The following is a 19,842-nucleotide window of genomic DNA, read 5'->3' as shown; positions in this document are numbered from 1 at the left end:
ATGTCGCGCGGGTCTCGCCGAACACGACGCGGGGTGAACACGTCACCGGAGTGGAATCGCGGTCACTGCTTCTCGCAGGCGATGCCGTCCTTGTCGCGATCGCTCTCGTCGTTGGCGTCGTAGAGGGCCTGGTCGACGGTGAAGTTCGTGACCGGGGTGCTGGAGGTCGAATCGACGGCACCGGGCTCGCCGACGCCGTGCGGGTAGTCGGCGTTGAGTGCCGTGCAGTTGGCGTAGTCGGTCGCGGCCGACGCGGGTGCCGCGACCATCAGCGGCGCGACTGCCATCGACGCCGCAGCGACGAACCCCAGAACCATCTTTCGCGAAGCACTCATCGTCGAACTCTCCCTAGACCGATGTGACCAGGCAAAGCTAACCCGGCAGCGTCGTCGGTATCCGCGTTGTGTCGCGGGATTGGTCCGGCCGATGGACAGTGCGCCATGCAAGGTCGTCACGGGACCGAAGGAGCGCGCTACAACCCGAATCGCGCCTGCATCCCGCGCAGGGTCTCGGCCGATGCGAGCAGACCCGCCTCCTCGTCCGGCGACAGCGGCACCTCGAGTCGCGTCTGCGCACCACCGCGGTCGACGACCGTCGGCAGGGACAGACATACGTCCTCGAGCCCGGGGAACCCGGAGGCGACCGTCGAGACGGGCAGCACCCGGTGTTCGTCGCCGAGCACAGCTTCGACGATCCGGGTGGCGGCGAGGCCGATGGCGTAGTTGGTCGCACCCTTGCCTTCGATGATCGCGTAGGCGGCGTGCACGACCTCAGACCGAATGCGTTCGCGGGCAACGGAGTCCATGGCCGGTCGGCCGGGCAAGGCCTTCCAGGATGTCAGCGGCACCCCGCCGATCGTCGCCGAAGACCACAGCGGGATCTCGCTGTCGCCGTGTTCGCCGACGATATAGGAATGCACACTCTGGACCGCCACACCGCAGTGCTGCGCGATGAGGAACCGCAAGCGCGACGAGTCGAGAACGGTTCCGGAACCGAACAGCCGATTCGACGGCAGGCCGGTGACCCGCTGGGCGGCGTAGGTGACGACGTCGACCGGGTTGGTCACCATGAGGTAGATCGCATTCGGCGCGACCTCGAGCACACCGGGCAGAATCGATCGTGTCAAACCTATTGTCGCCTCGGCCAATTCGAGACGCGACTGACCCGGCTTCTGCTTGGCGCCGGCCGTGAACACGACGACGTCGGCGCCGGCGCACACCGACACGTCGTCGGAGCCGATGATGTCGGCACGGGGCACGAACTCGAGACCGTGCGACAGGTCGAGCACTTCCGCGGTGACCTTCGTCGCCTTGATGTCCAGCAGGGCGACGGTCCGCGCGACCCCCCGGATCAGTGCTGAGTAGGCGATCGCGGTGCCCACCGCGCCCGCGCCGATGATGGCCAGTTTCGTGGGCCGTCCGTCCATCGGATCACCGTCCGCCTCGGTTCGATTCGCGTGTGGTCGTTGCTCTGCCGGCCCCAGCCTACGACCTCCGGGCAACACTCGCCCGGCTACGCGACGGTGGGGCCTCGGTGTCCGTATTGCTAACCTCACCGGAGAGATCGGTCGCACCTGCACAAGCGGGTGCCAGGGAACCTGGTGCGAATCCAGGACTGGCGCGCAGCGGTATGGGGGACGGACCCGACATCAAGCCACTGGGGCAACCCGGGAAGGCGTCGGGTTCGGACGAACCCGAGTCCGAATACCTGCCGTTCTCGTCGAGTCCACCCGGTATCTCGCGCACAGATGCCCAGACCGAAGGCAGTACCACCCGTGCCCCGTCCTCCTGACGGCACGACGATGATCGCCACCGACACGTCGGTAGGGCGACTTCCGTCGATGCCTCTTGCCCTGATCCTTCTCGTTCTCACCCTGGTGAGCATTACTGTCGCCACCGCTTTCGGCGCCGAGACCATACCCATCGGTGATGTCTGGCGTACCGTCGCCGGGCGTCTCCGGGGTGACGAGCTCGACGCCGCGCACTCCGTCATCGTCTGGGATCTACGTTTGCCGCGTTCGGTTCTCGCGGCGATCGTCGGCGCCGGTCTGGCCCTCGCCGGTGCAGTCATGCAGGCCCTTGTCCGCAATCCGCTCGCCGAGCCGTACCTTCTGGGCGTGTCCGCCGGAGCCGCGGTCGGCGCCACGGCCGTCATCACGCTCGGTTCGTTTGCCGCCCTCGGCGTCTGGGCGTTGTCCGGCGGCGCCCTGGTCGGCGCACTCGTGGCGTCGGTCACCGTGTACGCGGTGGCCCGGGCGCAGGGCGGACTGACCGCCTTGCGCCTGATCCTCTCCGGGGTGGTGCTGTCGTCGGCGTTCATGGCGCTGTCCTCGTTGCTGGTGTTCACGTCCGCGGACCCGCATGCCGCCGACAACGTGATGTTCTGGATGCTGGGCAGCGTCGCCGGCGCGACCTGGGCGAAAGTCCAGATCGCCGGCGTCGTCGTCGCCCTCACGGTGTTCGCGATGCTGGCGATCCACTCCTGGCTCGACGCCTACGCGGCCGGCACGGCCACCGCGACGTCCCTCGGGGTTCCCGTGCGTGCCATGCGGAACGCGTTGTTCGCGGTCCAGGGCATTCTCGTCGGAGTCCTGGTCGCGGTCGCGGGCGGAATCGGATTCGTGGGATTGATCGTCCCCCACGCCGCTCGCCTGCTGGTCGGCGCGACGCACCGGGCGATGATCCCCGTCGCGGTCTGCGGCGGTGCCCTGTTCCTCGTGTGGGTCGATGTCATCTCACGAGTGGCGGCCTCACCACGCGAGATGCCGCTGGGCATCGTGACCGGACTGATCGGCGCACCCATCTTCCTGTTCTTGATGGGACGACGCCAGTACGTGTTCGGCGGCGGGTCCTGATGAGCTCCGGCACACGTTCGATGACCCTGTGCGCGAGCGCCGTCAGCTGTCGTCGTGGGGGCCGCACGATCCTGCGCGAGGTGGACCTCGACGTCCCGGCCGGAACCCGCCTCGCCATCGTCGGCCCGAACGGGGCGGGGAAGAGCACGTTGCTCCGGACCCTGTGCGGTCTCGAGAGACCGGCGACCGGGCGTATCCGGTTGGCCGGCGACGATCTCGATCGTCTTCCCGCGCGGCGTCGTGCGCTGTCGATCGCGGTCGTCGGTCAGGATGAACATCCGTCGTCCGAACTCACGGTCGCCGAAGCGGTCGGCCTCGGACGCACGCCGTACCGGTCTGCCTGGTCCACAGGCAATTCCGACGACCACGAGATCATCCGGTCCGCTTTGGAGCAGGTGGGACTGGGCGGTTGGGAACGCCGGTCGTGTATGCATCTGTCGGGCGGCGAACGGCATCGAGTCGTGCTCGCCCGCGCGATCGCCCAGCAGACGCCGATCGTCGTTCTCGACGAGCCGACGAACCATCTCGACGCGGCCTGGCGGCTGCGGTTGATGCAGATCCTCGACGACCTCGACGCCACGGTCATCGCCGCCATGCACGACCTGGACCTCGTCCTCCGCCATTTCGACTCCGTCGCTGTCGTTTTCGACGGCGGCATCACCGCGCACGGCCCGCCGGTCGAGGTGTTGACACCCGATCTGCTTACCTCGGTCTTCGATGTGTCCGGCACCGTCGTGTCGCACCCCGAGACCGGTCTCCCGCATCTCCTGTTGAACTCTCCCATCACTGCGCAGCAGGCCCACACCAGCAAGGAAAACCGATGAACCGCACCATCACCCGAGTCGCACCCACACTCGCCGCCGTAACCGTTCTCCTAGGGGTGGCCGCAGGCTGCGGCACCGAGTCCGACGCCACCGCATCCGACACCGTGACCGTCACCAACTGCGGCGCCGAGGTCACTTTCGACCAGCCTCTCGATCGGCTGTTCGCCAACGACGGCGGGATGATCGCGATCGCGCTGGCGGCCGGCGCACGCGACAAGATGGTCGCCGTCAGCGCGCTCGCGCGCGACAAGGACGTTCTCCGACTCGAATACGGCCCGCAGGTCGACACGCTCGACGAGGTAGCCACCGAACCGCCCACGCTCGAGAACATCGTCGGGGGCCAAACCTGAGGTCCTGTACGCCGGATACAACTACGGCATGAGTGAGTCCCGCGGGATCACCCCGGAGATCCTGGCCTCGCACGGCATCGACGTGTACCAGCTCTCGGAGGCATGCCGTCAGGCCGACGGTCAGGCACCGCGGGGCACGATGGATCCATGGGTCGCGCTCGACACCGACCTGCGCAACATCGGCACCATCACCGGCAATCCCGAGCAAGGGGCGAAGGCGGCCGACGAGATCGCCGACCGCCTCGAAAGCCTCCGCAGCGCACCGCAACCGACGGAGAAGCCGACGGTCTTCGTCTTCGACAGCGTCTCCGACACCATCTTCTCGTCGGGCGCTTTCGGCGGACCGCAGGGCATCATCGACGCCGCGGGCGCGCGGAACGCCACCGAGGACGTCCAGGACACCTGGACCGCGGTCAGCTGGGAGCGGATCACCACGGCCGACCCCGATCTGATCGTCTTCGTCGACTATCCCGGCCAGTCCGTCGAGCCGAAGATCGAGGCGCTGCGCACGAATCCGGCCGGCCGCAACCTGAAGGCCGTGCGCGAGAACCGCTTTGTGAACCTTCCCTATGCGATGTGGGTGTCGAGTCCGCTCAACATCGACGCGGCCGAGACCTTGCGGTCGGTCCTCGAGGCACATGATCTCGTCCCCGCGTCGGGGATCACCCCCACCCTCGACGTCCGGCAGCTGGGTCTCGGCGGCAACGACTGGCTGAACTGAGCCGTCACCCCATCCCGGAAGTGGCGATGCTGCGGGCGGTTCAGCGGATGGTGACCGGCTGCCCGGCGACCATGAGAACCACCTCGTCGGCGAGGTCGGCGATTCCGGCGTTCAGACGGCCGAGCTCGTCGCGGAACAACCGGCCCGACGCGGTGGCCGGGACGACACCGCTGCCGACCTCGTTGCTGACCGCGACGACCGGGACCGCACAGGTCCGCCAAGCGTCCAGGAGATCGTCGACATCGGCTCGCATGGTGTCCAGATCGCCCTTCTCCCAGGCATTGTGGTGATCGATCCGGGCGGTCAGCCAGGTACCGAGGCAGTCGACGAGGACCGGCTGAGCCGCCGACCGCAGGACACCGGCGACGTCGGTGTCCTCGACCGTCGTCCACGACGCCGGCCGGCGCCGGCGGTGGCTTTCGACACGGCGCTCCCATTCGGGATCGCCGGTGCGCGGACCGCCCGCAGCGACATAGACGACGTCGTCGACGCCGGCCAGCAGGCCTTCGGCGTACCGAGACTTCCCCGACCTCGCTCCGCCGGTGACGAAGACCCGACGCCGCACCGGTCCACCCATGTCGAGCACCTCCCCGTCTCGTCCCGCGCGCGCACCCAGACCTCGAAGCCGCTCGCGCAGCGTGCCGACCGGCGGATTGTGGTGTCCCAGGTGAACTGCCACGACGTCGGTGGAGTCGACGACGGCACCGACCTTCCGCATGGCCTCGACCATCGTCGCGAAACCGGTCAACCCCAGATGACCGTCGGAGAGGTCCTCGCGATCGCCGAAGGTCTCCTCGAGGAAGACCGCGTCGAATGCGACGCCCGCGACCGCCCCGAACCACTCACCCGGCCAGACGCCGGTGTCACTCGCCCAGAGCAACCGCGTGCCGTCGGGGCCGGTGACGTCGTAGAGGACCGCATCACCGTCGCGAAAGACCTTGTGGCGTGCGGGAAGCACTCGCACGTCATACTCCCCGACCCGCACCTGATCACCGGCGACGACGGGAGTGAACCGCACCGGGTCGCCGGGACCCACCCACGCTCGACAGGAGTCGAGGGCATCAGCCGGCCCGATGACCTCCAGATCGCCGGAGCGCTCGACCCATGACCGGAACAACAATGATTGCGGCGCAAGGTGATCGGCATGTGCATGAGTGACCAGGACATGTCGCACCCCGGCGAGCGAACATCCGTGGCGGACCGCCGCGCCGGGCGCGTCCGGCCCGAAGTCGAGCATCAGCACGTCGTCGACGAGTGCCGCGGTCTGGGCACGGAAGTCGCGGAGACGGCGCGCATCATCACAGGAGACGCAGTGGCAGAACGCATTCGGCCAACCGTCGGCGGCGCCCGTGCCCATTAGCGTGACCTTCATCGCGATGTTCCCGAATCCCGAACCGGCAGCACGGCCGGGCCGTCACGACGGTCGAGCACCTCCACCTTCGCGGCGTAGACATCCCGCAGGCGTTCGGCGGTGAGCACCTCGGCGGGCGGACCGTCGGCGACGATGCGTCCCCGGTCGAGGAGCATGAGTCGTTGCCCGTACTGAGCCGCGGACGTCAGGTCGTGCATCGCGGCGATGACGGTCAGCTCGCTGGCCCGCCGCATGGAGTCGACGAGGTCGAGGACCTGCTGCTGATGGCCGATGTCGAGGGCGCTGGTCGGTTCGTCGAGGAGCAGCACACGCGGTTGCTGGGCCAGCGCCCGCGCGAGCACGACCCGCTGCAGCTCACCACCCGACAGCGCGGACGCGGACCGGTTCGCGAACTCCTGGAGGTCGAGGCACTCGATGACGTCGTCGACCACCTCACGGTCCGAACGGGTTTCACCACTGAACCGGGCGATGTGCGGGGTGCGGCCCAGACCGATGAGCTCGCGCACCGACGTGCCCTCCGGCACGATCGGCCGCTGCGGCATCAACGCCACGGCGCGGGCTGTCTCGCGGCGACGGGCGCGACCGGGGTCGACGCCCGCGACGTCGATCCGTCCGGTCGAGGCCACCAGACCGGCGAGTGCGTGGAGCAGCGTCGTCTTGCCCGAACCGTTGGGGCCGACCAGGGAAACCCAGGCGCCCGAGCCGATCTCGAGGTCCACGTCGTGCAGGACCTCCACTCCCCCACGGGATGCGCAGACACCACGGCAGGTGATCGAGGCGGTCATTGCGGACTCCGACCGCTGCGCCGGAGGACGACGAGGAAGAACGGCGCGCCGATGGCCGCGGTGACCACACCGATCGGCAGCTCGGACGGCGACATGGCCGTCCGAGCGACCACGTCCGCGAGCACCAGGAACGCCGCGCCCACCAGCAACGACAGCGGCAGCAGTAGTCGATGTCCGGGTCCGACGAGAAGCCGGACCGCATGCGGGATCACGATGCCCACGAACCCGATCAACCCGCTCACCGACACCACGGCCGCGGTCCCCAGGGTCGCCACGCAGACGAGCAGCAGTCGCGCCCGTTCGGGTCTGATCCCCAGACTCGACGCCTCGATGTCGCCGACCGCCATGACGTCGAGTGTGCGCCCGAACAGCACGATGACGGCGACACACGCGACGACGTACGGCAGTACGGTGATGACCTCGGACCAGCCGTCGGTGGCCAGGCGCCCGAGCATCCAGTTGTAGACCTGCCGCAGCGTGTCGTCGTGCTGCTGCATGAGGAAGGTCTGGATGGCGTTCGCGAAGGCCGCGACCGCGACGCCGGCGAGGATGATGACCACCTCGGTGCGGCCACCGCCGACGGTGCGGCCCAGCGCATACGTCGCTGCGACGGCCACGATGCCGCCGACGAACGCCGCGGGCGGCAGGCCGATCGTGCCGGCCGCGCCGCCGAGGACGATCGCGACGGTCGCGCCCAGCCCGGCGCCGCTGGACACGCCGAGGAGATACGGGTCGGCGAGCGGATTGCGGAAGACGCCCTGATAGGCGGCACCGGCGACGGCGAGCATCGCACCGACCAGCGCGCCCAGTGCCACCCGCGGCATCCGCACCTCCCAGAGGATCGTCTGCTGACGCCGGGTGAGCCCGGACTCGACGTCGACGAGCGGGAGGCGGTCGAGAAGGTCGAGCAGAACGCCCTTCGGTGTCAGTCCGGCCGGGCCGACGAGGACTGCGAGCAGACATGCGCCCAGCAGCACCGCGACGGCCCCGCAGATGACCCCGACCCGACGGCTCACCATCTCAGTTCGAGGGTTGTCCGTCGACGCCGGAAACGATCTGGGCAACGTCCCGGACCAGGTCGACGACGCGCGGACCCCATCGGCTCGCGATGTCCTCGTCGAGGACGTGGACCTGCCCGTTCACGACGGCACGCAGGTCGCTCCAGCCGGCACGCGCGGCGACCTTCTCCGGTGTGACCGCGCAGCACTGGGAATCCGCCAGGAAGATGATCTCGGGATCGCTCTCCAGGATGTACTCGGTCGACAGCTGCGGATAGCCGTTCTGCCCGGATGCGATCGACCGCAGGCCGAGAAGCCCGTAGATCTGGCCGAGGTAGGTGTCGTCGGTGACGGTGTAATACGTGTCGTCGAGCTCGTGGAAGTAGGTCAGCGGCACCTCGCGCAGCGGGACGGTCCGGACGGTCCGCTCGATCTCGTCTCGCATCGACGCGACGAGCTGATCGGCCTTCTCGGCGTGGCCGGTGGCCTCGCCGATCTGCTGGATCTGTGCGTACGTCTCGTCGAGGTTCTTCGCCGCGGGGAGCCGCAGCACCTCGACGCCCACCCGGTCCAGACCGGCGATGATGTCGTTGTTGTCGTCGGTCAGGACGACGAGATCGGGGTCGTAGGCGAGGATCGCCTCGAGGTTCGGGGTGTACCCGGACAGTGTGGTACGCGGGGCCTCGGCGGGATAGTCGGACTGGTCGTCGACGGCGACCACCTGATCACCCGCACCGACGGCGAACAGCATCTCGGTGGTCGTCGGACTGAGCGACACGATCTTCGACGGCGTCCCCGACCCCACCGCGACGTCGTTCCGGCCATCGTCGGCACCACAGCCGACGAACACAAGCAACATCGTCAGCAGCGCGGCGGTCACCGCACCACCACGACGACGGGTTCCGGCAGGGATTCTCACCACGAGCCAATGACCTCCGAGGAAAAGAACGGGGAGACAGAACACGAGGGGCCCGGCAGTGATTTGCCGGACCCCTCGTGGTCTCTGTCTACGCGAGAGCGCCTACTACCGGATCAGGCCTGCGGCGCTTCGGCGAAGTTGCGGCTCACCTGCGGGTCGACCGGGATGCCCGGACCCGTGGTGGTGGAGACGGTGACCTTCTTGATGTAGCGGCCCTTGGCTGCCGACGGCTTCGCACGCATGATCTCGTCGTACGCGGCGCCGTAGTTCTCGGCCAGCTTGGCCGGGTCGAACGAGGCCTTGCCGATGACGAAGTGCAGGTTGGCTGCCTTGTCGACGCGGAAGTTGATCTTGCCGCCCTTGATGTCGTTGACGGCCTTGGTGACGTCGGTGGTCACGGTGCCCGTCTTCGGGTTCGGCATCAGGCCACGCGGTCCGAGGACACGCGCGATGCGGCCGACCTTGGCCATCTGATCCGGGGTGGCGATCGCGGCGTCGAAGTCCAGCCAACCACCCTGGATGCGCTCGATCAGGTCCTCGGCGCCGACCTCGTCGGCACCGGCGGCGGTGGCCTCGGCGGCCTTGTCGCCGGCGGCGAACACGATCACGCGGGCGGTCTTACCCGTGCCGTGCGGCAGGTTGACGGTGCCTCGAACCATCTGGTCTGCCTTACGGGGGTCGACGCCCAGCCGGATCGCGACCTCGACGGTCGCGTCGGTGTTCTTCGACGAGGTTTCCTTGGCCAGCTCCACAGCCTCCAGCGGGCTGTACAGCTTGGACTTGTCGACCTTCTCGGCCGCGGCCGCGTAGGCCTTGCTCTTCTTGCTCATTGCTCTGTTCCTTCTCCGCACTGAAACGGCGGGGTGTGTGGTGCGGGCCGAGCCGGCCCTCCCACGGGGTTCTGTTTGCTGATCAGCGGACCTGCCGGTCCTGCTGATCGAGTAGTCCGAGGCGCTAGCCGAGGACGTATCGAGATCAGCCCTCGACCGTGATGCCCATGGACCGAGCAGTACCGGCGATGATCTTCGCGGCCTGGTCGATGTCGTTGGCGTTCAGGTCCTCGGACTTGGTCTTGGCGATCTCACGGACCTGGTCCATGCTCACCTTGCCGACCTTGTTGGTGTGGGGCTCGCCGGAGCCCTTCTGGAGACCTGCGGCCTTCAGGAGCAGCTTCGCAGCCGGCGGGGTCTTCAACTTGAAGTCGAAGGAGCGATCTTCGTACACGAAGATCTCCACCGGGATGACGTTGCCGCGCTGCGACTCGGTCGCCGCGTTGTAGGCCTTGCAGAACTCCATGATGTTCACGCCGTGCTGACCGAGCGCCGGACCCACGGGCGGGGCCGGGTTGGCCTGGCCTGCCTGGATCTGGAGCTTGATGATCCCGGCGAGCTTCTTCTTCTTGGGAGGCATCTTCTGTTCCTTGCTTGTTTCCTTGCGAATCCACGCCCGCTGGAGACGTAGAAGTCTTGTGTTTAACCTGCTCCCCGCTCCCTGAGGTGCGAGCGAAGCTGCTTTCCCCGCTCCCTGAGGTGCGAGCGAAGCGAGCCTCGAAGGGTCAGATCTTCTCGACCTGATTGAACCCGAGCTCGACCGGTGTCTCGCGACCGAAGATCGACACGAGCACCTTGACCTTGCGCTGCTCGGCGTTGACCTCGCTGATCGACGCGGGCAGCGTCGCGAACGGGCCGTCCATGACGGTGACCGATTCGCCGACCTCGAAGTCGACCTCGATGACGTTCGACGCGGCGGCAGCTGCGGCTTCGACGCCCTCGGCGGCCCCACCCTTGGCGGCGGGCTTCTTGGCCTCCACACGCGGCATGAGGAACTGCAGCACCTCGTTGAGAGACAGCGGCGATGGCTTGCTGGTCATCCCGACGAAACCGGTGACACCCGGGGTGTTGCGAACGGCGCCCCACGACTCGTCGTTGAGTTCCATGCGAACGAGGATGTAGCCCGGAAGCACCTTGCGGTTGACTTTCTTGGGCTGACCGTTCTTGATCTCGGTGACCTCTTCGGTCGGGACCTCGACCTGGAAGATGTAGTCACCGACGTCGAGGTTCTGCACGCGGGTCTCGAGGTTGGCCTTGACCTTGTTCTCGTAGCCGGCGTAGCTGTGGATCACGTACCAGTCGCCGGGCGCGCGGCGCAGTTGCTTGCGCAGCTCCTCGACCGGATCGACCTCTTCTTCAGGCGCTTCTTCGGCGGACGCGTCCTCAGAGGCGACGTCGGTCGCGGGAGCGTCGTCGCCCTCGGCGGCCGCCTCGACGTCGGTGTCACCGGCCTCGTCGACTGCAGCCTCGTCGACCTCGTCGGTCACGGCCGCGTCGACGTCGGTGTCAGCCACGTCGACGGCGTCGGTCGATGCGAGTTCGTTCTCCGGGGTGCTCACTGCAGCCCACGCTCCTTATGGTTCATCTCCGGTCGGCTCCCGCTCGCCCGGCCACCCACCGCGTGGGTCAGCCGAACAACCAGAGGACGCCCTTGGCAAAGGCCAGGTCGAGGCCGGAGATGAACGCGGTCATCACGATGACGAACACGAGCACGACGATCGTGTACGTGATCATCTCGCGCCGCGTCGGCCAGATGACCTTCTTCAGCTCGGCGACGACCTGCGTGAGGAACAACCAGATCCGAACGAACGGATTCCGACTGTCCTCAGCAGACGCCTTTTTCTTCTTCTTGCGTTCCTTGACGGCTACCGACGACCCCGTGTCGGAGTCGGCGTCTCCGTCGGTTCCGGATACACCGGTCGACGAGCGACGTCCACGAGCCGAGCGCTTGCCGGACGGACGCAGCTCCTTGGCGGCGCCGGTCGACGTCTCGTCGGCCGCTGCACCGCCAGTTGCCTCGTCGCGACCGTCGAGCTCAGCCGCTGCCGAATCGGCCGCAGAACCCTCGGCGGCTTCTTTGGCGCGGGCAGCCCGGTCTCGCTTGCTCAACTTCGCGGTCCTCTCGTCAACGTGTGCCCTTCACCAGGGCAGGGGCGACAGGACTTGAACCTGCAACCTGCGGTTTTGGAGACCGCTGCTCTGCCAATTGAGCTACGCCCCTTTGCGACTTCCCCACCGAGGTGGTTCCGCTGCCATCCGATCGAATCCCGGTCTCGCGACCGGCGCCTGCGATTCATCGCCGACAAAACCAACGCGCCACCCTATGGGTAGCGCGCAAGCCTGAATCAATCAGACACTTCAGTGTAGATCACCGGGGCTGTGGACCCAAAACGCGCTCCATCTGCTCCCTCGACGACCGTACACGCCGCGGGCCCCGCGACACCCGGCGAGCCCCCGAGACACCACCACCGACATGGCTGACATCGCGCCGCGACCTGCAAAGACGCTCACGTCCCGGGGTGTCGAAAGCCGGGCCGGCTGCGCCGGATCGACACCCAGACGCCCTGAACCGAGGACACGAAGTCGCACGCGACATCGACCCGGATGCACGACTCGATCCACGTCGCACCGCCTGAACCATGTCGCATGCGAACGCGGTTCGGTCGGCCCCGTCGGTGTCGGGAAGCGTCAGTTGAACTGAACGACCACCGTGGCGCGGCCGAAGATCCGGCGGTCGCCCTGTTTCGCGGTGATCGCGATCGTGCCGCGCCGGGTCTCCGGGTCCAGGGACTTGACCTTGCCGGTGAAGTCGACGGCGGCGCTGTCGTCGGCCGGGACGTACACCGGACTGGTGAAACGCACGTTGTACTCGCAGAAGGCGGCCGGATCACCGATGAACTCGGAGACGAAGCTGGCACCGAGGCCCATCGTCTGCATGCCGTGGGCGACGACGTCGTCCATCCCGGCCGCGTTGATCACATGGTCGGAGAAGTGGATCGGGTTCGGGTCGCCGGCGACACCGGCGTAGTTGGACAGGTTGCCGCGCGTGAGGAAGTACCGCTTGGGCGTGAGTTCCTGCCCGACGGAGAGAGTGTCGAAGTTCACCGCGGCGTAGGCGCCGGGCGACTGGGTCGGGTCGGGCAGGTCATACCGACCGGCCTTGGGCTCGACGGTGTGCCCGGGTTCCCCGATCGCGTCGATCTTCATCATCACGTGGTCGAGCGAGGCCTCGAGCTCGGGATCGACGTCCATGCCGGGACGAGCGGCCAGCGACGTCCAGGTGGTCATGACCGGCTCGTCGTGCTGGTTCCAGATGACGTTCTTGGTGACCATCAGGTCGATCATCTCGGGGCTGCTGACGTGACGGAACGACTCGAGCGAGACGTCGCAGATCAGGCGGTCCCCGACCTTCATCGGCTGGTGGTAGACGAGGCGCTGATCGGTCTGCATGATCTGCCACATGTCGTAGCCGGTGATCACGTCCTCGAACAGCTTGCGCTGCGCGATGATGCCGAGGACCGAGACGTATGTGGGCGCGGCGATCAGGGTCTCGTGCCCGAATTCGCGGGCACCCTTCTCACTCCAGTGGGTCGGGTGCGCGTCCTGCACAGCCATGGCGTGCTTACGCACCTCTTCGCGGCCGATCTCGTAGTAGTCGTCGACGGTGTAGTGGAAGCCGACAAGCGACTGGGTGTGCGCGGCGATCTCCTCGGGGGTGAGCTTGGCGCCGCCGTTCCTCGACTCGGCTATCCGCTCCTGGAGGTCTGTTCCACTCGCGTCTGACATTGACTACTACTCCCTTCGCATGACCGATCCGGGAGGGCCCGGACCGGACTACGTGGGCCGCTTGTCGACGACCCACCCGCGCCGCGCTGCGCGTGTTGTCTCGATTGAGTCTATTTAGTTGTGCGAAGCACCTCGTGACCGGGCGACCCCCTACCCGGTAACAAGCAAAACGAGCCGCCTCTTCGCAGAGGCAGCCCGTGTGCTGGTTCTTGTACCGGAATCGCCGACAGGCGTTGTCTAGCGCGATTCCTTGTGCGCCTGATGCTTGCCGCAGTTCGGGCAGAACTTCTTGATCTCGAGGCGATCGGGATCGTTGCGGCGGTTCTTCTTGGTGATGTAGTTACGGTGCTTGCACACCTCGCAGGCCAAGGTGATCTTGGGGCGAACATCTGTTGAGGAGGCCACTTGATTGCCTTCTTTCGGGTGGTACGTGGTCGGGTTCGGCAGTTCCCTCAGGGCTGGCGACCCTTGCGCTCGGTTCCGGTCGGACCCGATGTGTAGCGGTGGAGGGACTCGATCCCTCGACCTCACGATTATGAGTCGTGCGCTCTAACCAGCTGAGCTACACCGCCCCGCGGACTTCTCGTCCAGCGAGCCCCCTGACGGAATCGAACCGTCGACCTTTTCCTTACCATGGAAACGCTCTGCCGACTGAGCTAAGGGGGCGTGCCCCGGGCATTTCTGTCCGAGAGCCTTAACGAGGTTACACACTCACGTCCGTGCTAGACAAATCGCTGGTCAGAGACCGTCTGTCGGGCAGTTTTCGTGAACATCGACCACGCCGTGGCAGGTATAGGATTCGAACCTATGTAGCTTGCGCGACGGATTTACAATCCGCTCCCTTTGGCCGCTCGGGCAACCTGCCGTGCTGCTCCCACGGCCGCCGTGACGGTCGTTCGAACAACGCGGTGAAGAATACAACGAACCATACGTCCGCATGCAAACCGGCTGGTCAGGGACGGGTATCTGCGGGCTGTCACCGATCCCGCGGCGGCAATGGCATAACCTGTCGGACATGGCTGATTCATCGTTCGACGTGGTGAGCAAGGTCGACCGCCAGGAAGTCGACAACGCCCTCAACCAGGCTGCCAAGGAGCTGTCGCAGCGCTACGACTTCCGCGGTACCAACACCGGTATCGAGTGGTCCGGCGAGGAGACGATCGTGATCACCTCCGACGCCGAAGAGCGCGCGCAGGCCGGTCTCGAGGTGTTCAAGGAGAAGCTGATCCGCCGTGACATCTCGCTGAAGGCGTTCGACGCCGGCGAGGTCGTCGGATCGGGCAAGACCTTCAAGATCAGCGGAAAGCTGGTCCAGGGCATCGACTCCGAGCACGCGAAGAAGATCTCCAAGAAGATCCGTGACGAGGGCCCGAAAGGCGTCAAGGCTCAAATCCAGGGCGACGAGCTGCGCGTCTCCAGCAAGAAGCGCGACGACCTGCAGGCCGTGATCGCGCTGCTCAAGGGCGAGGATTTCGGCATCGCCCTGCAGTTCGTCAACTACCGCTGACCTCGACGACGTCCCCGCCCGCCATCCGTGCCGGGCGGGGATGTCGCCGTTCACCCCACCGAGCCCACGACGCCCGGCCGCTTGCGATGTGTGTGCAAGATCGCACCGGGTCCGCCGGAAACCCAAACGGACGTTGCGTCGTTTGAATGAACGAGGCGCCTTTCATCCACCGGTCGGCGCGCGACAGACGAGGACCCGCGATGCATTTCAACGGATTGAAGACCGCAGCCCTGTTGGGTGTGATGTCGGCGATCATCGTCGGAATCGGTGCGCTGTTCCAGAGCCCCCTGATCCTCTGGGGCTCGGTTGTCCTCGCCGTGGGCATGAACGCCTACGTGTACTTCAACAGCGCCAAGATGGCGCTGAAGGCGATGCACGCCCAGCCCGTCACCGAGCTGCAGGCGCCCGTCATCTATCGCATCGTGCGTGAGCTGGCGACCTCGGCCCACCAGCCGATGCCTGCGCTCTACATCTCGCCCACCGAGAACCCCAACGCCTTCGCGACGGGCCGCAACCCCAAGAACGCCGCCGTGTGCTGCACGACGGGCATCCTGCAGCTGCTCGACGAGCGCGAGCTGCGTGCCGTGCTCGGTCACGAGCTGTCGCACGTCTACAACCGCGACATCCTGATCAGCTCGATCGCGGGCGCGATGGCCGCCGTCATCAGCGGCCTGGCCAACTTCGCGATGTTCATGGGTGCTTTCGGCGGCCGCGACAGCGGGCCCAATCCGCTCGCGATGCTCCTCATCGCCTTCCTGGGACCGATCTCGGCCACCCTGGTGAAGATGGCGGTGTCACGTTCACGCGAGTTCCAGGCCGATGAATCAGGCGCCGAACTGACCGGCGACCCGCTGGCTCTCGCCTCCGCGCTGGCGAAGATCTCCGGCGGGGTCCAGGCCGCCCCGCTGCCGCCGCAGCCCGACATCGCCGCGCAGTCACACATGATGATCGAGAGCCCGTTCCGCGCCGGCGACCGCATGGCGAAGATGTTCTCCACCCATCCGCCGACCGCCGAACGCATCCGGCGTCTGCAGGAGATGGCCCGCAACGGGCAGTGACCTCGATACGCGGCGTCCTCGCTTCGCTCGGTCGTCGCTACTCGGCCAGCAGGAACTGCCGGCTGAGCCCACCTGCCAGTTGAGCCCCCTGCCGGCTGAGCCGGTACCGAGCGCAGCGAGGCACCGCGTCGAAGCCCCTACCCGACCCGCTCGACGGTGTAGTCCACCAACGACGACAACGCCTTGTGTGCCGGCGTCTCCGGCAGCTCCGCGAGCATGGTGTGGGCCTCGTCGGCGAAGCTCTGCAGCTTGGCCCGCGCGGCGGCCATACCGGCCGACGAGCCGAGCAACTCGAGTGCCTCGGCGACCTCGGCGTCGTCGGTGAGCGGGCGTGATCCGCCCGCGGCACCGACGAGCAGTTCACGCAGCCGCGCCGACGTGGCGTCGTCGCCGGTGAGCGCGTAGAGGACGGGCAGGGTGTGGACACCCTCGCGCAGGTCGGTGCCCGGGGTCTTCCCCGACTCGACCGAGACCGAACTGATGTCGATGATGTCGTCGGAGACCTGGAAGGCCACGCCGACGATGTCGCCGATCCGGGACAGCCGCTCGATGTCGTCCGCGGTCGCCCCGGAGGCCATCGCGCCGAAGCGTGCGGCGGCGGCGATCAGCGAACCCGTCTTCTCCCACACCACCTGCAGGTAGTGGTCGATGGGGTCGGCGCCGGGTTTGACCCCGACGGTCTCCCGCATCTGGCCGGTGACGAGTTCGGCGAAGGTCTCGGCGATGATGCGCACGGCCTCGGGGCCCAGCGTCGACACCAGGCGGGAGGCGCGGGCGAACAGGAAGTCGCCGGAGAGAATCGCGATGGAGTTCGTCCAGCGGGCGTTGGCGCTCGGGGCGCCGCGGCGCATCGAGGCCTCGTCCATGACGTCGTCGTGGTACAGCGTCGCGAGGTGAATCATCTCGACGACGGTCGCCGACGTGATGACGTCCTGCGAGTCGGGACGCGGCCCGAACTGCGAGGCGAGAATGGCGAACATCGGCCGGAACCGCTTGCCACCGGCCTTGGCCAGGTGGGTCGCCGCCTCCGTCATGACGTCGTCCCCGGACGAGAGCTCGCTCAGCAGCAGGTCCTCGACCTTCTGCAACGAGGAGCGCACCGTTTCGGCGAACTCATCCGATACCAGGTCCAACCCGGCGAATGTGGACTTCACAGCTAGGCCGCCCCATCTCGTCTGATCCGGCAAATTCGTGGTGGCGGATGCCCGAGTGTCCTCGTCGCCCCACCTGCCTGCCGAGCCTATCCGGTCGGGGCTACGGACATACTGTTCGGGTGAGCCCTGAGAAGACGACGCCCCAGGACGCTGCCCCCTTCCCCGACCACGCGGACGTGTTGGTGGTCGGCGCGGGACCGGGCGGGTCGGCGGCCGCCGCGCATGCCGCCGCGGCCGGACGCGACGTCGTCCTGGTCGACGCCGCGGTGTTCCCGCGCGACAAGACGTGCGGCGACGGACTCACCCCGCGCGCCGTCGCCGAGCTCGACGCCCTGGGCCTCGGCTCTCTGGTGGCCGACCGGCCGCGCATCGACGGCCTGCTCCTCAACGGGTGGGGCGCGCGTCAGCAGGTCCGCTGGCCCTCGGGACGCTTCCCCGCCTACGGCAGCGCGGTCGCCCGCACCGAGTTCGACGACGCGATCCGTGCCCACGCGGTGCGCACCGGCGTCCGAATGGTGGAGGGCGCCAAGGCAATCGACGTGACGATGGACGGCGACCGGGTCGGCGCGGTGACGTTCTCCGCCGGCGGCGACACCCACACCGTGCGGGTGGGTGACCTCATCGTCGCCGACGGCGTGCGGTCGGGATTGGGCAAAGCCCTTGGCCGCGAATGGCATCGGGACACGGCCTACGGCGTCGCGGCGCGCGCGTACGCGCCATCGGCACGTGCCGACTCCCATTGGATGGGTTCGCATCTGGAGCTGCGCGGCCCCGAGGGCGAACTCCTCCCCGGCTACGGATGGGTGTTCCCCCTGGGCGCCGCGGGCGGCGGACTGGTCAACGTCGGAGTGGGCGCGCTCGCGACCTCGAAACGACCGGCGCACATGGCACTTCGACCGATCCTCGAGCACTACGCCGCCATGGTGCAGGACGAATGGGCACTGGGCGGACCGCCGGTCCGTATCGCCTCGGCCCTGCTGCCGATGGGTGGCGCGGTGACCGGGGTCGCGGGCCGCAACTGGATGCTGATCGGCGACGCCGCCGCCTGCGTCAACCCGCTCAACGGCGAGGGCATCGACTACGCGATGGAAACCGCCCGGCTGGCCGTCGAACTCCTCGGTGCCGACGACTACACCGACCGCTGGCGCGACATCCTCGTCGGCCACTACGGGCTGGCGTTCTCCGCCGCCCGACGCCTCGCCGGACTCCTGACGATGCCGCAGACGGTGCCCACGCTCGGCCGTCCGGGCATCCGCTCACCGCAGCTGATGTCACTGGTCGTCCGCGTCATGGGCAATCTGATCACCGACGAGGACGCCGACCTCGTCGCCCGCGCCTGGCGGACCGTCGGTCGCATCTCCAGCCGCATCGATCCGCGGCCGCCGTTCGCCTGAACCTCGATACGCGGCCGGCGGGCGCAGTCCCGCGGCGTCGTTTCCCAGCCGCCGATCGAATCCGGTCAGCGGCCGGGAAGCGGTCGCCGACCGGACCGAAACGTGCACGCGGGAAAAATTGCGACGTCTCACCACCCCGGCACACCCAATGAGACATAGAGGCGGTAATGTTCCAACCTGTGTGGCCTCGGCCACACACATGCAACAATCGAGACCACCGCCGACCCAGGAGATGCACGATGCCCACTGCATCCACTCTCGCCACCCGCGCCAAGCACGCCGTCCAGAACCGGGTGACGCAGCGCTATCACCTGCGTGGCGACATCGATCGGATGGACGCCGACAACGACCCGACGTCGATCGCACGGGCACTCGGCACCCAGGAGTTCCCCTGGGGAATCACCCAGGCGCTGAGCTTCGCCCTGTTCCGCACCTACGCGGTGCCGTCGATCGGCGACCTGCTGTACAAGACGAGCCAGTTCACCGAGTCGACGCAGAAGCGCTACGACGACACGGTCCTCCTTCTCGACGCCCCGATCGAGCACGGCGCGACAGTCCACTGGGACGCGCCGGCATCCGGCGCATCAACCAGATGCACGGCATGTACGACATCTCCAACGGCGACTTCCTCTACGTGCTGGCGACCTTCGTGGTGTGCCCGGTGGAGTGGGTCAACGCCTACGAGTGGCGCAAGCTCACCAGCCACGAGATCCGGGGCCTCACGAACTACTATCGCCGGCTCGGTCAGCTGATGGGCATCAAGGACATCCCGGAGACCTACGAGGGCTTCAAGCAGTTCTACGAGGACTACGAGACGGCCAACTTCGCGTTCAGCCCCGACGCCCTGGCCGTCGCGGACTCGACCCTCGACCTGCTCGGCACCTTCATGCCCTACAAGCTGCTCTCCCGCGCGGTCGTACGCCGGATGTCGTTCGCGCTCATGGACGATCGCCTGCTCAACGCGTTCAAGTACCCGAAGCCGACCCTCGTCGAACGTATTCTGGTGCGTGGTGGACTGAAGGCCCGCGGTCTCGCGATCCGGCTGTTCTTCCCGCCGCGGACCGAGCCGCTGTTCGGCCGTCAGACGAAGCAGATCCGCAGCTACCCCAACGGTTATCGCCTCGAGGAACTCGGCCCCTTCGGGGCCGGTTGCCCCGTCCCCGGCGCGTCGAATCCCGAGAAGGGTTCCGGCGCAGCACAGTCCGCGCCTACCGGCTGCCCGGTCCCGCACGACCTGATCGCCGAGGACGCGCGGCAGGCCACCGGCTCCTGACCCTGCGGTTCTCCGAG

General features: G+C 67.3%; 18 protein-coding genes, 4 tRNA genes, 2 pseudogenes and 1 riboswitch. Of the genes and pseudogenes, 7 read left to right on the top strand and 17 right to left on the bottom strand.

Features of this window, described 5'->3' with window-relative positions:
* Positions 1-62: 62 nt before the first annotated feature.
* Both GAA2_RS05055 and GAA2_RS05050 read right to left on the bottom strand, forming a co-directional pair.
* Positions 63-335, bottom strand: coding sequence for an excalibur calcium-binding domain-containing protein (locus tag GAA2_RS05055; RefSeq protein ID WP_006435309.1), 273 nt, complete (start codon positions 333-335; stop codon positions 63-65).
* Between the two features lie 137 nt (positions 336-472).
* Positions 473-1,426 carry an L-lactate dehydrogenase gene (locus GAA2_RS05050; protein WP_006435308.1) on the bottom strand — a complete coding sequence of 318 codons (954 nt, stop codon included), beginning with the start codon at positions 1,424-1,426 and terminating at the stop codon, positions 473-475.
* A 121-nt stretch (positions 1,427-1,547) separates the two neighbouring features.
* Positions 1,548-1,730, top strand: a riboswitch (cobalamin riboswitch).
* Between the two features lie 71 nt (positions 1,731-1,801).
* Here GAA2_RS05050 and GAA2_RS05045 point away from each other — a divergent pair.
* From GAA2_RS05045 to GAA2_RS05035, 3 genes and pseudogenes are all read left to right on the top strand, one after another.
* Entirely contained in the window at positions 1,802-2,854 is a 1,053-nt protein-coding gene (locus GAA2_RS05045) for a FecCD family ABC transporter permease (protein ID WP_024499804.1), read from the top strand.
* Positions 2,854-3,678 carry an ABC transporter ATP-binding protein gene (locus GAA2_RS05040; RefSeq protein WP_024499803.1) on the top strand — a complete coding sequence of 275 codons (825 nt, stop codon included), beginning with the start codon at positions 2,854-2,856 and terminating at the stop codon, positions 3,676-3,678. Before GAA2_RS05045 ends, GAA2_RS05040 begins: the two co-directional genes overlap by 1 nt.
* A pseudogene (locus tag GAA2_RS05035) lies at positions 3,675-4,749 on the top strand (ABC transporter substrate-binding protein). Before GAA2_RS05040 ends, GAA2_RS05035 begins: the two are co-directional and overlap by 4 nt.
* Positions 4,750-4,789: 40 nt before the next feature.
* On the opposite strand, the gene GAA2_RS05030 reads toward GAA2_RS05035, so the two are convergent.
* The 14 genes from GAA2_RS05030 to GAA2_RS04965 form a co-directional block, all read right to left on the bottom strand.
* Entirely contained in the window at positions 4,790-6,121 is a 1,332-nt protein-coding gene (locus tag GAA2_RS05030; protein ID WP_006435302.1) for a bifunctional adenosylcobinamide kinase/adenosylcobinamide-phosphate guanylyltransferase, read from the bottom strand.
* Positions 6,118-6,906, bottom strand: coding sequence for an ABC transporter ATP-binding protein (locus tag GAA2_RS05025; protein ID WP_006435301.1), 789 nt, complete (start codon positions 6,904-6,906; stop codon positions 6,118-6,120). Before GAA2_RS05025 ends, GAA2_RS05030 begins: the two co-directional genes overlap by 4 nt.
* Positions 6,903-7,925 carry a FecCD family ABC transporter permease gene (locus GAA2_RS05020; protein WP_024499802.1) on the bottom strand — a complete coding sequence of 341 codons (1,023 nt, stop codon included), beginning with the start codon at positions 7,923-7,925 and terminating at the stop codon, positions 6,903-6,905. The genes GAA2_RS05025 and GAA2_RS05020 overlap by 4 nt, the downstream gene beginning before the upstream one ends.
* Position 7,926: 1 nt before the next feature.
* Positions 7,927-8,826, bottom strand: a complete 900-nt coding sequence (locus tag GAA2_RS05015) for an ABC transporter substrate-binding protein (protein ID WP_024499801.1) — start codon at positions 8,824-8,826, stop codon at positions 7,927-7,929.
* Positions 8,827-8,936: 110 nt separating this feature from the next.
* A complete protein-coding gene (gene rplA / locus GAA2_RS05010) occupies positions 8,937-9,653 on the bottom strand; it encodes a 50S ribosomal protein L1 (RefSeq protein WP_006358216.1) in 717 nt (238 codons plus the stop codon).
* A 145-nt stretch (positions 9,654-9,798) separates the two neighbouring features.
* Positions 9,799-10,233 carry a 50S ribosomal protein L11 gene (rplK, locus tag GAA2_RS05005; RefSeq protein ID WP_006435298.1) on the bottom strand — a complete coding sequence of 145 codons (435 nt, stop codon included), beginning with the start codon at positions 10,231-10,233 and terminating at the stop codon, positions 9,799-9,801.
* A gap of 145 nt (positions 10,234-10,378) precedes the next feature.
* A complete protein-coding gene (nusG, locus tag GAA2_RS05000; RefSeq protein ID WP_006435297.1) occupies positions 10,379-11,212 on the bottom strand; it encodes a transcription termination/antitermination protein NusG in 834 nt (277 codons plus the stop codon).
* Between the two features lie 67 nt (positions 11,213-11,279).
* A complete protein-coding gene (gene secE / locus GAA2_RS04995) occupies positions 11,280-11,762 on the bottom strand; it encodes a preprotein translocase subunit SecE (RefSeq protein WP_006435296.1) in 483 nt (160 codons plus the stop codon).
* A 39-nt stretch (positions 11,763-11,801) separates the two neighbouring features.
* Positions 11,802-11,874: transfer RNA gene (locus GAA2_RS04990), tRNA-Trp, on the bottom strand.
* A 467-nt stretch (positions 11,875-12,341) separates the two neighbouring features.
* The gene (locus GAA2_RS04985; RefSeq protein ID WP_006435295.1) at positions 12,342-13,439 is read right to left on the bottom strand and encodes a fused (3R)-hydroxyacyl-ACP dehydratase subunits HadA/HadB; all 1,098 of its coding nucleotides are present in this window, start codon (positions 13,437-13,439) and stop codon (positions 12,342-12,344) included.
* Positions 13,440-13,676: 237 nt separating this feature from the next.
* The gene (gene rpmG / locus GAA2_RS04980) at positions 13,677-13,844 is read right to left on the bottom strand and encodes a 50S ribosomal protein L33 (RefSeq protein ID WP_003929651.1); all 168 of its coding nucleotides are present in this window, start codon (positions 13,842-13,844) and stop codon (positions 13,677-13,679) included.
* Between the two features lie 93 nt (positions 13,845-13,937).
* Positions 13,938-14,011, bottom strand: a tRNA-Met gene (locus tag GAA2_RS04975).
* 21 nt (positions 14,012-14,032) lie between these two features.
* Positions 14,033-14,105 (bottom strand) — tRNA-Thr (locus GAA2_RS04970).
* Positions 14,106-14,223: 118 nt separating this feature from the next.
* Positions 14,224-14,304 (bottom strand) — tRNA-Tyr (locus tag GAA2_RS04965).
* A 150-nt stretch (positions 14,305-14,454) separates the two neighbouring features.
* Between GAA2_RS04965 and GAA2_RS04960 the strand changes: the two genes are divergently transcribed.
* Together GAA2_RS04960 and htpX are read left to right on the top strand one after the other, a co-directional pair.
* The gene (locus GAA2_RS04960) at positions 14,455-14,946 is read left to right on the top strand and encodes a YajQ family cyclic di-GMP-binding protein (RefSeq protein ID WP_006435294.1); all 492 of its coding nucleotides are present in this window, start codon (positions 14,455-14,457) and stop codon (positions 14,944-14,946) included.
* 200 nt (positions 14,947-15,146) lie between these two features.
* Positions 15,147-16,004 (top strand): zinc metalloprotease HtpX, encoded by an 858-nt coding sequence (htpX, locus tag GAA2_RS04955; protein ID WP_006435293.1) that lies wholly within the window; start codon positions 15,147-15,149, stop codon positions 16,002-16,004.
* 137 nt (positions 16,005-16,141) lie between these two features.
* Here htpX and GAA2_RS04950 read toward each other — a convergent pair whose 3' ends face one another.
* Positions 16,142-17,158, bottom strand: coding sequence for a polyprenyl synthetase family protein (locus GAA2_RS04950; RefSeq protein WP_191834763.1), 1,017 nt, complete (start codon positions 17,156-17,158; stop codon positions 16,142-16,144).
* A 119-nt stretch (positions 17,159-17,277) separates the two neighbouring features.
* Here GAA2_RS04950 and GAA2_RS04945 point away from each other — a divergent pair, with 119 nt between their 5' ends.
* Both GAA2_RS04945 and GAA2_RS04940 read left to right on the top strand, forming a co-directional pair.
* A complete protein-coding gene (locus GAA2_RS04945; protein WP_006435291.1) occupies positions 17,278-18,552 on the top strand; it encodes a geranylgeranyl reductase family protein in 1,275 nt (424 codons plus the stop codon).
* Positions 18,553-18,791: 239 nt separating this feature from the next.
* Positions 18,792-19,825 (top strand): annotated as a pseudogene (locus GAA2_RS04940) (oxygenase MpaB family protein).
* The last annotated feature ends 17 nt before the right edge of the window (positions 19,826-19,842 follow it).

Origin of the sequence: Gordonia ajococcus, from assembly GCF_012974285.1 — a bacterium.
Classification (GTDB): Bacteria; Actinomycetota; Actinomycetes; order Mycobacteriales; family Mycobacteriaceae; genus Gordonia; species Gordonia amicalis.
The sequence above is the reverse complement of the archived record's forward strand: the minus strand, read 5'-3'. Positions and strand labels throughout refer to the sequence as shown.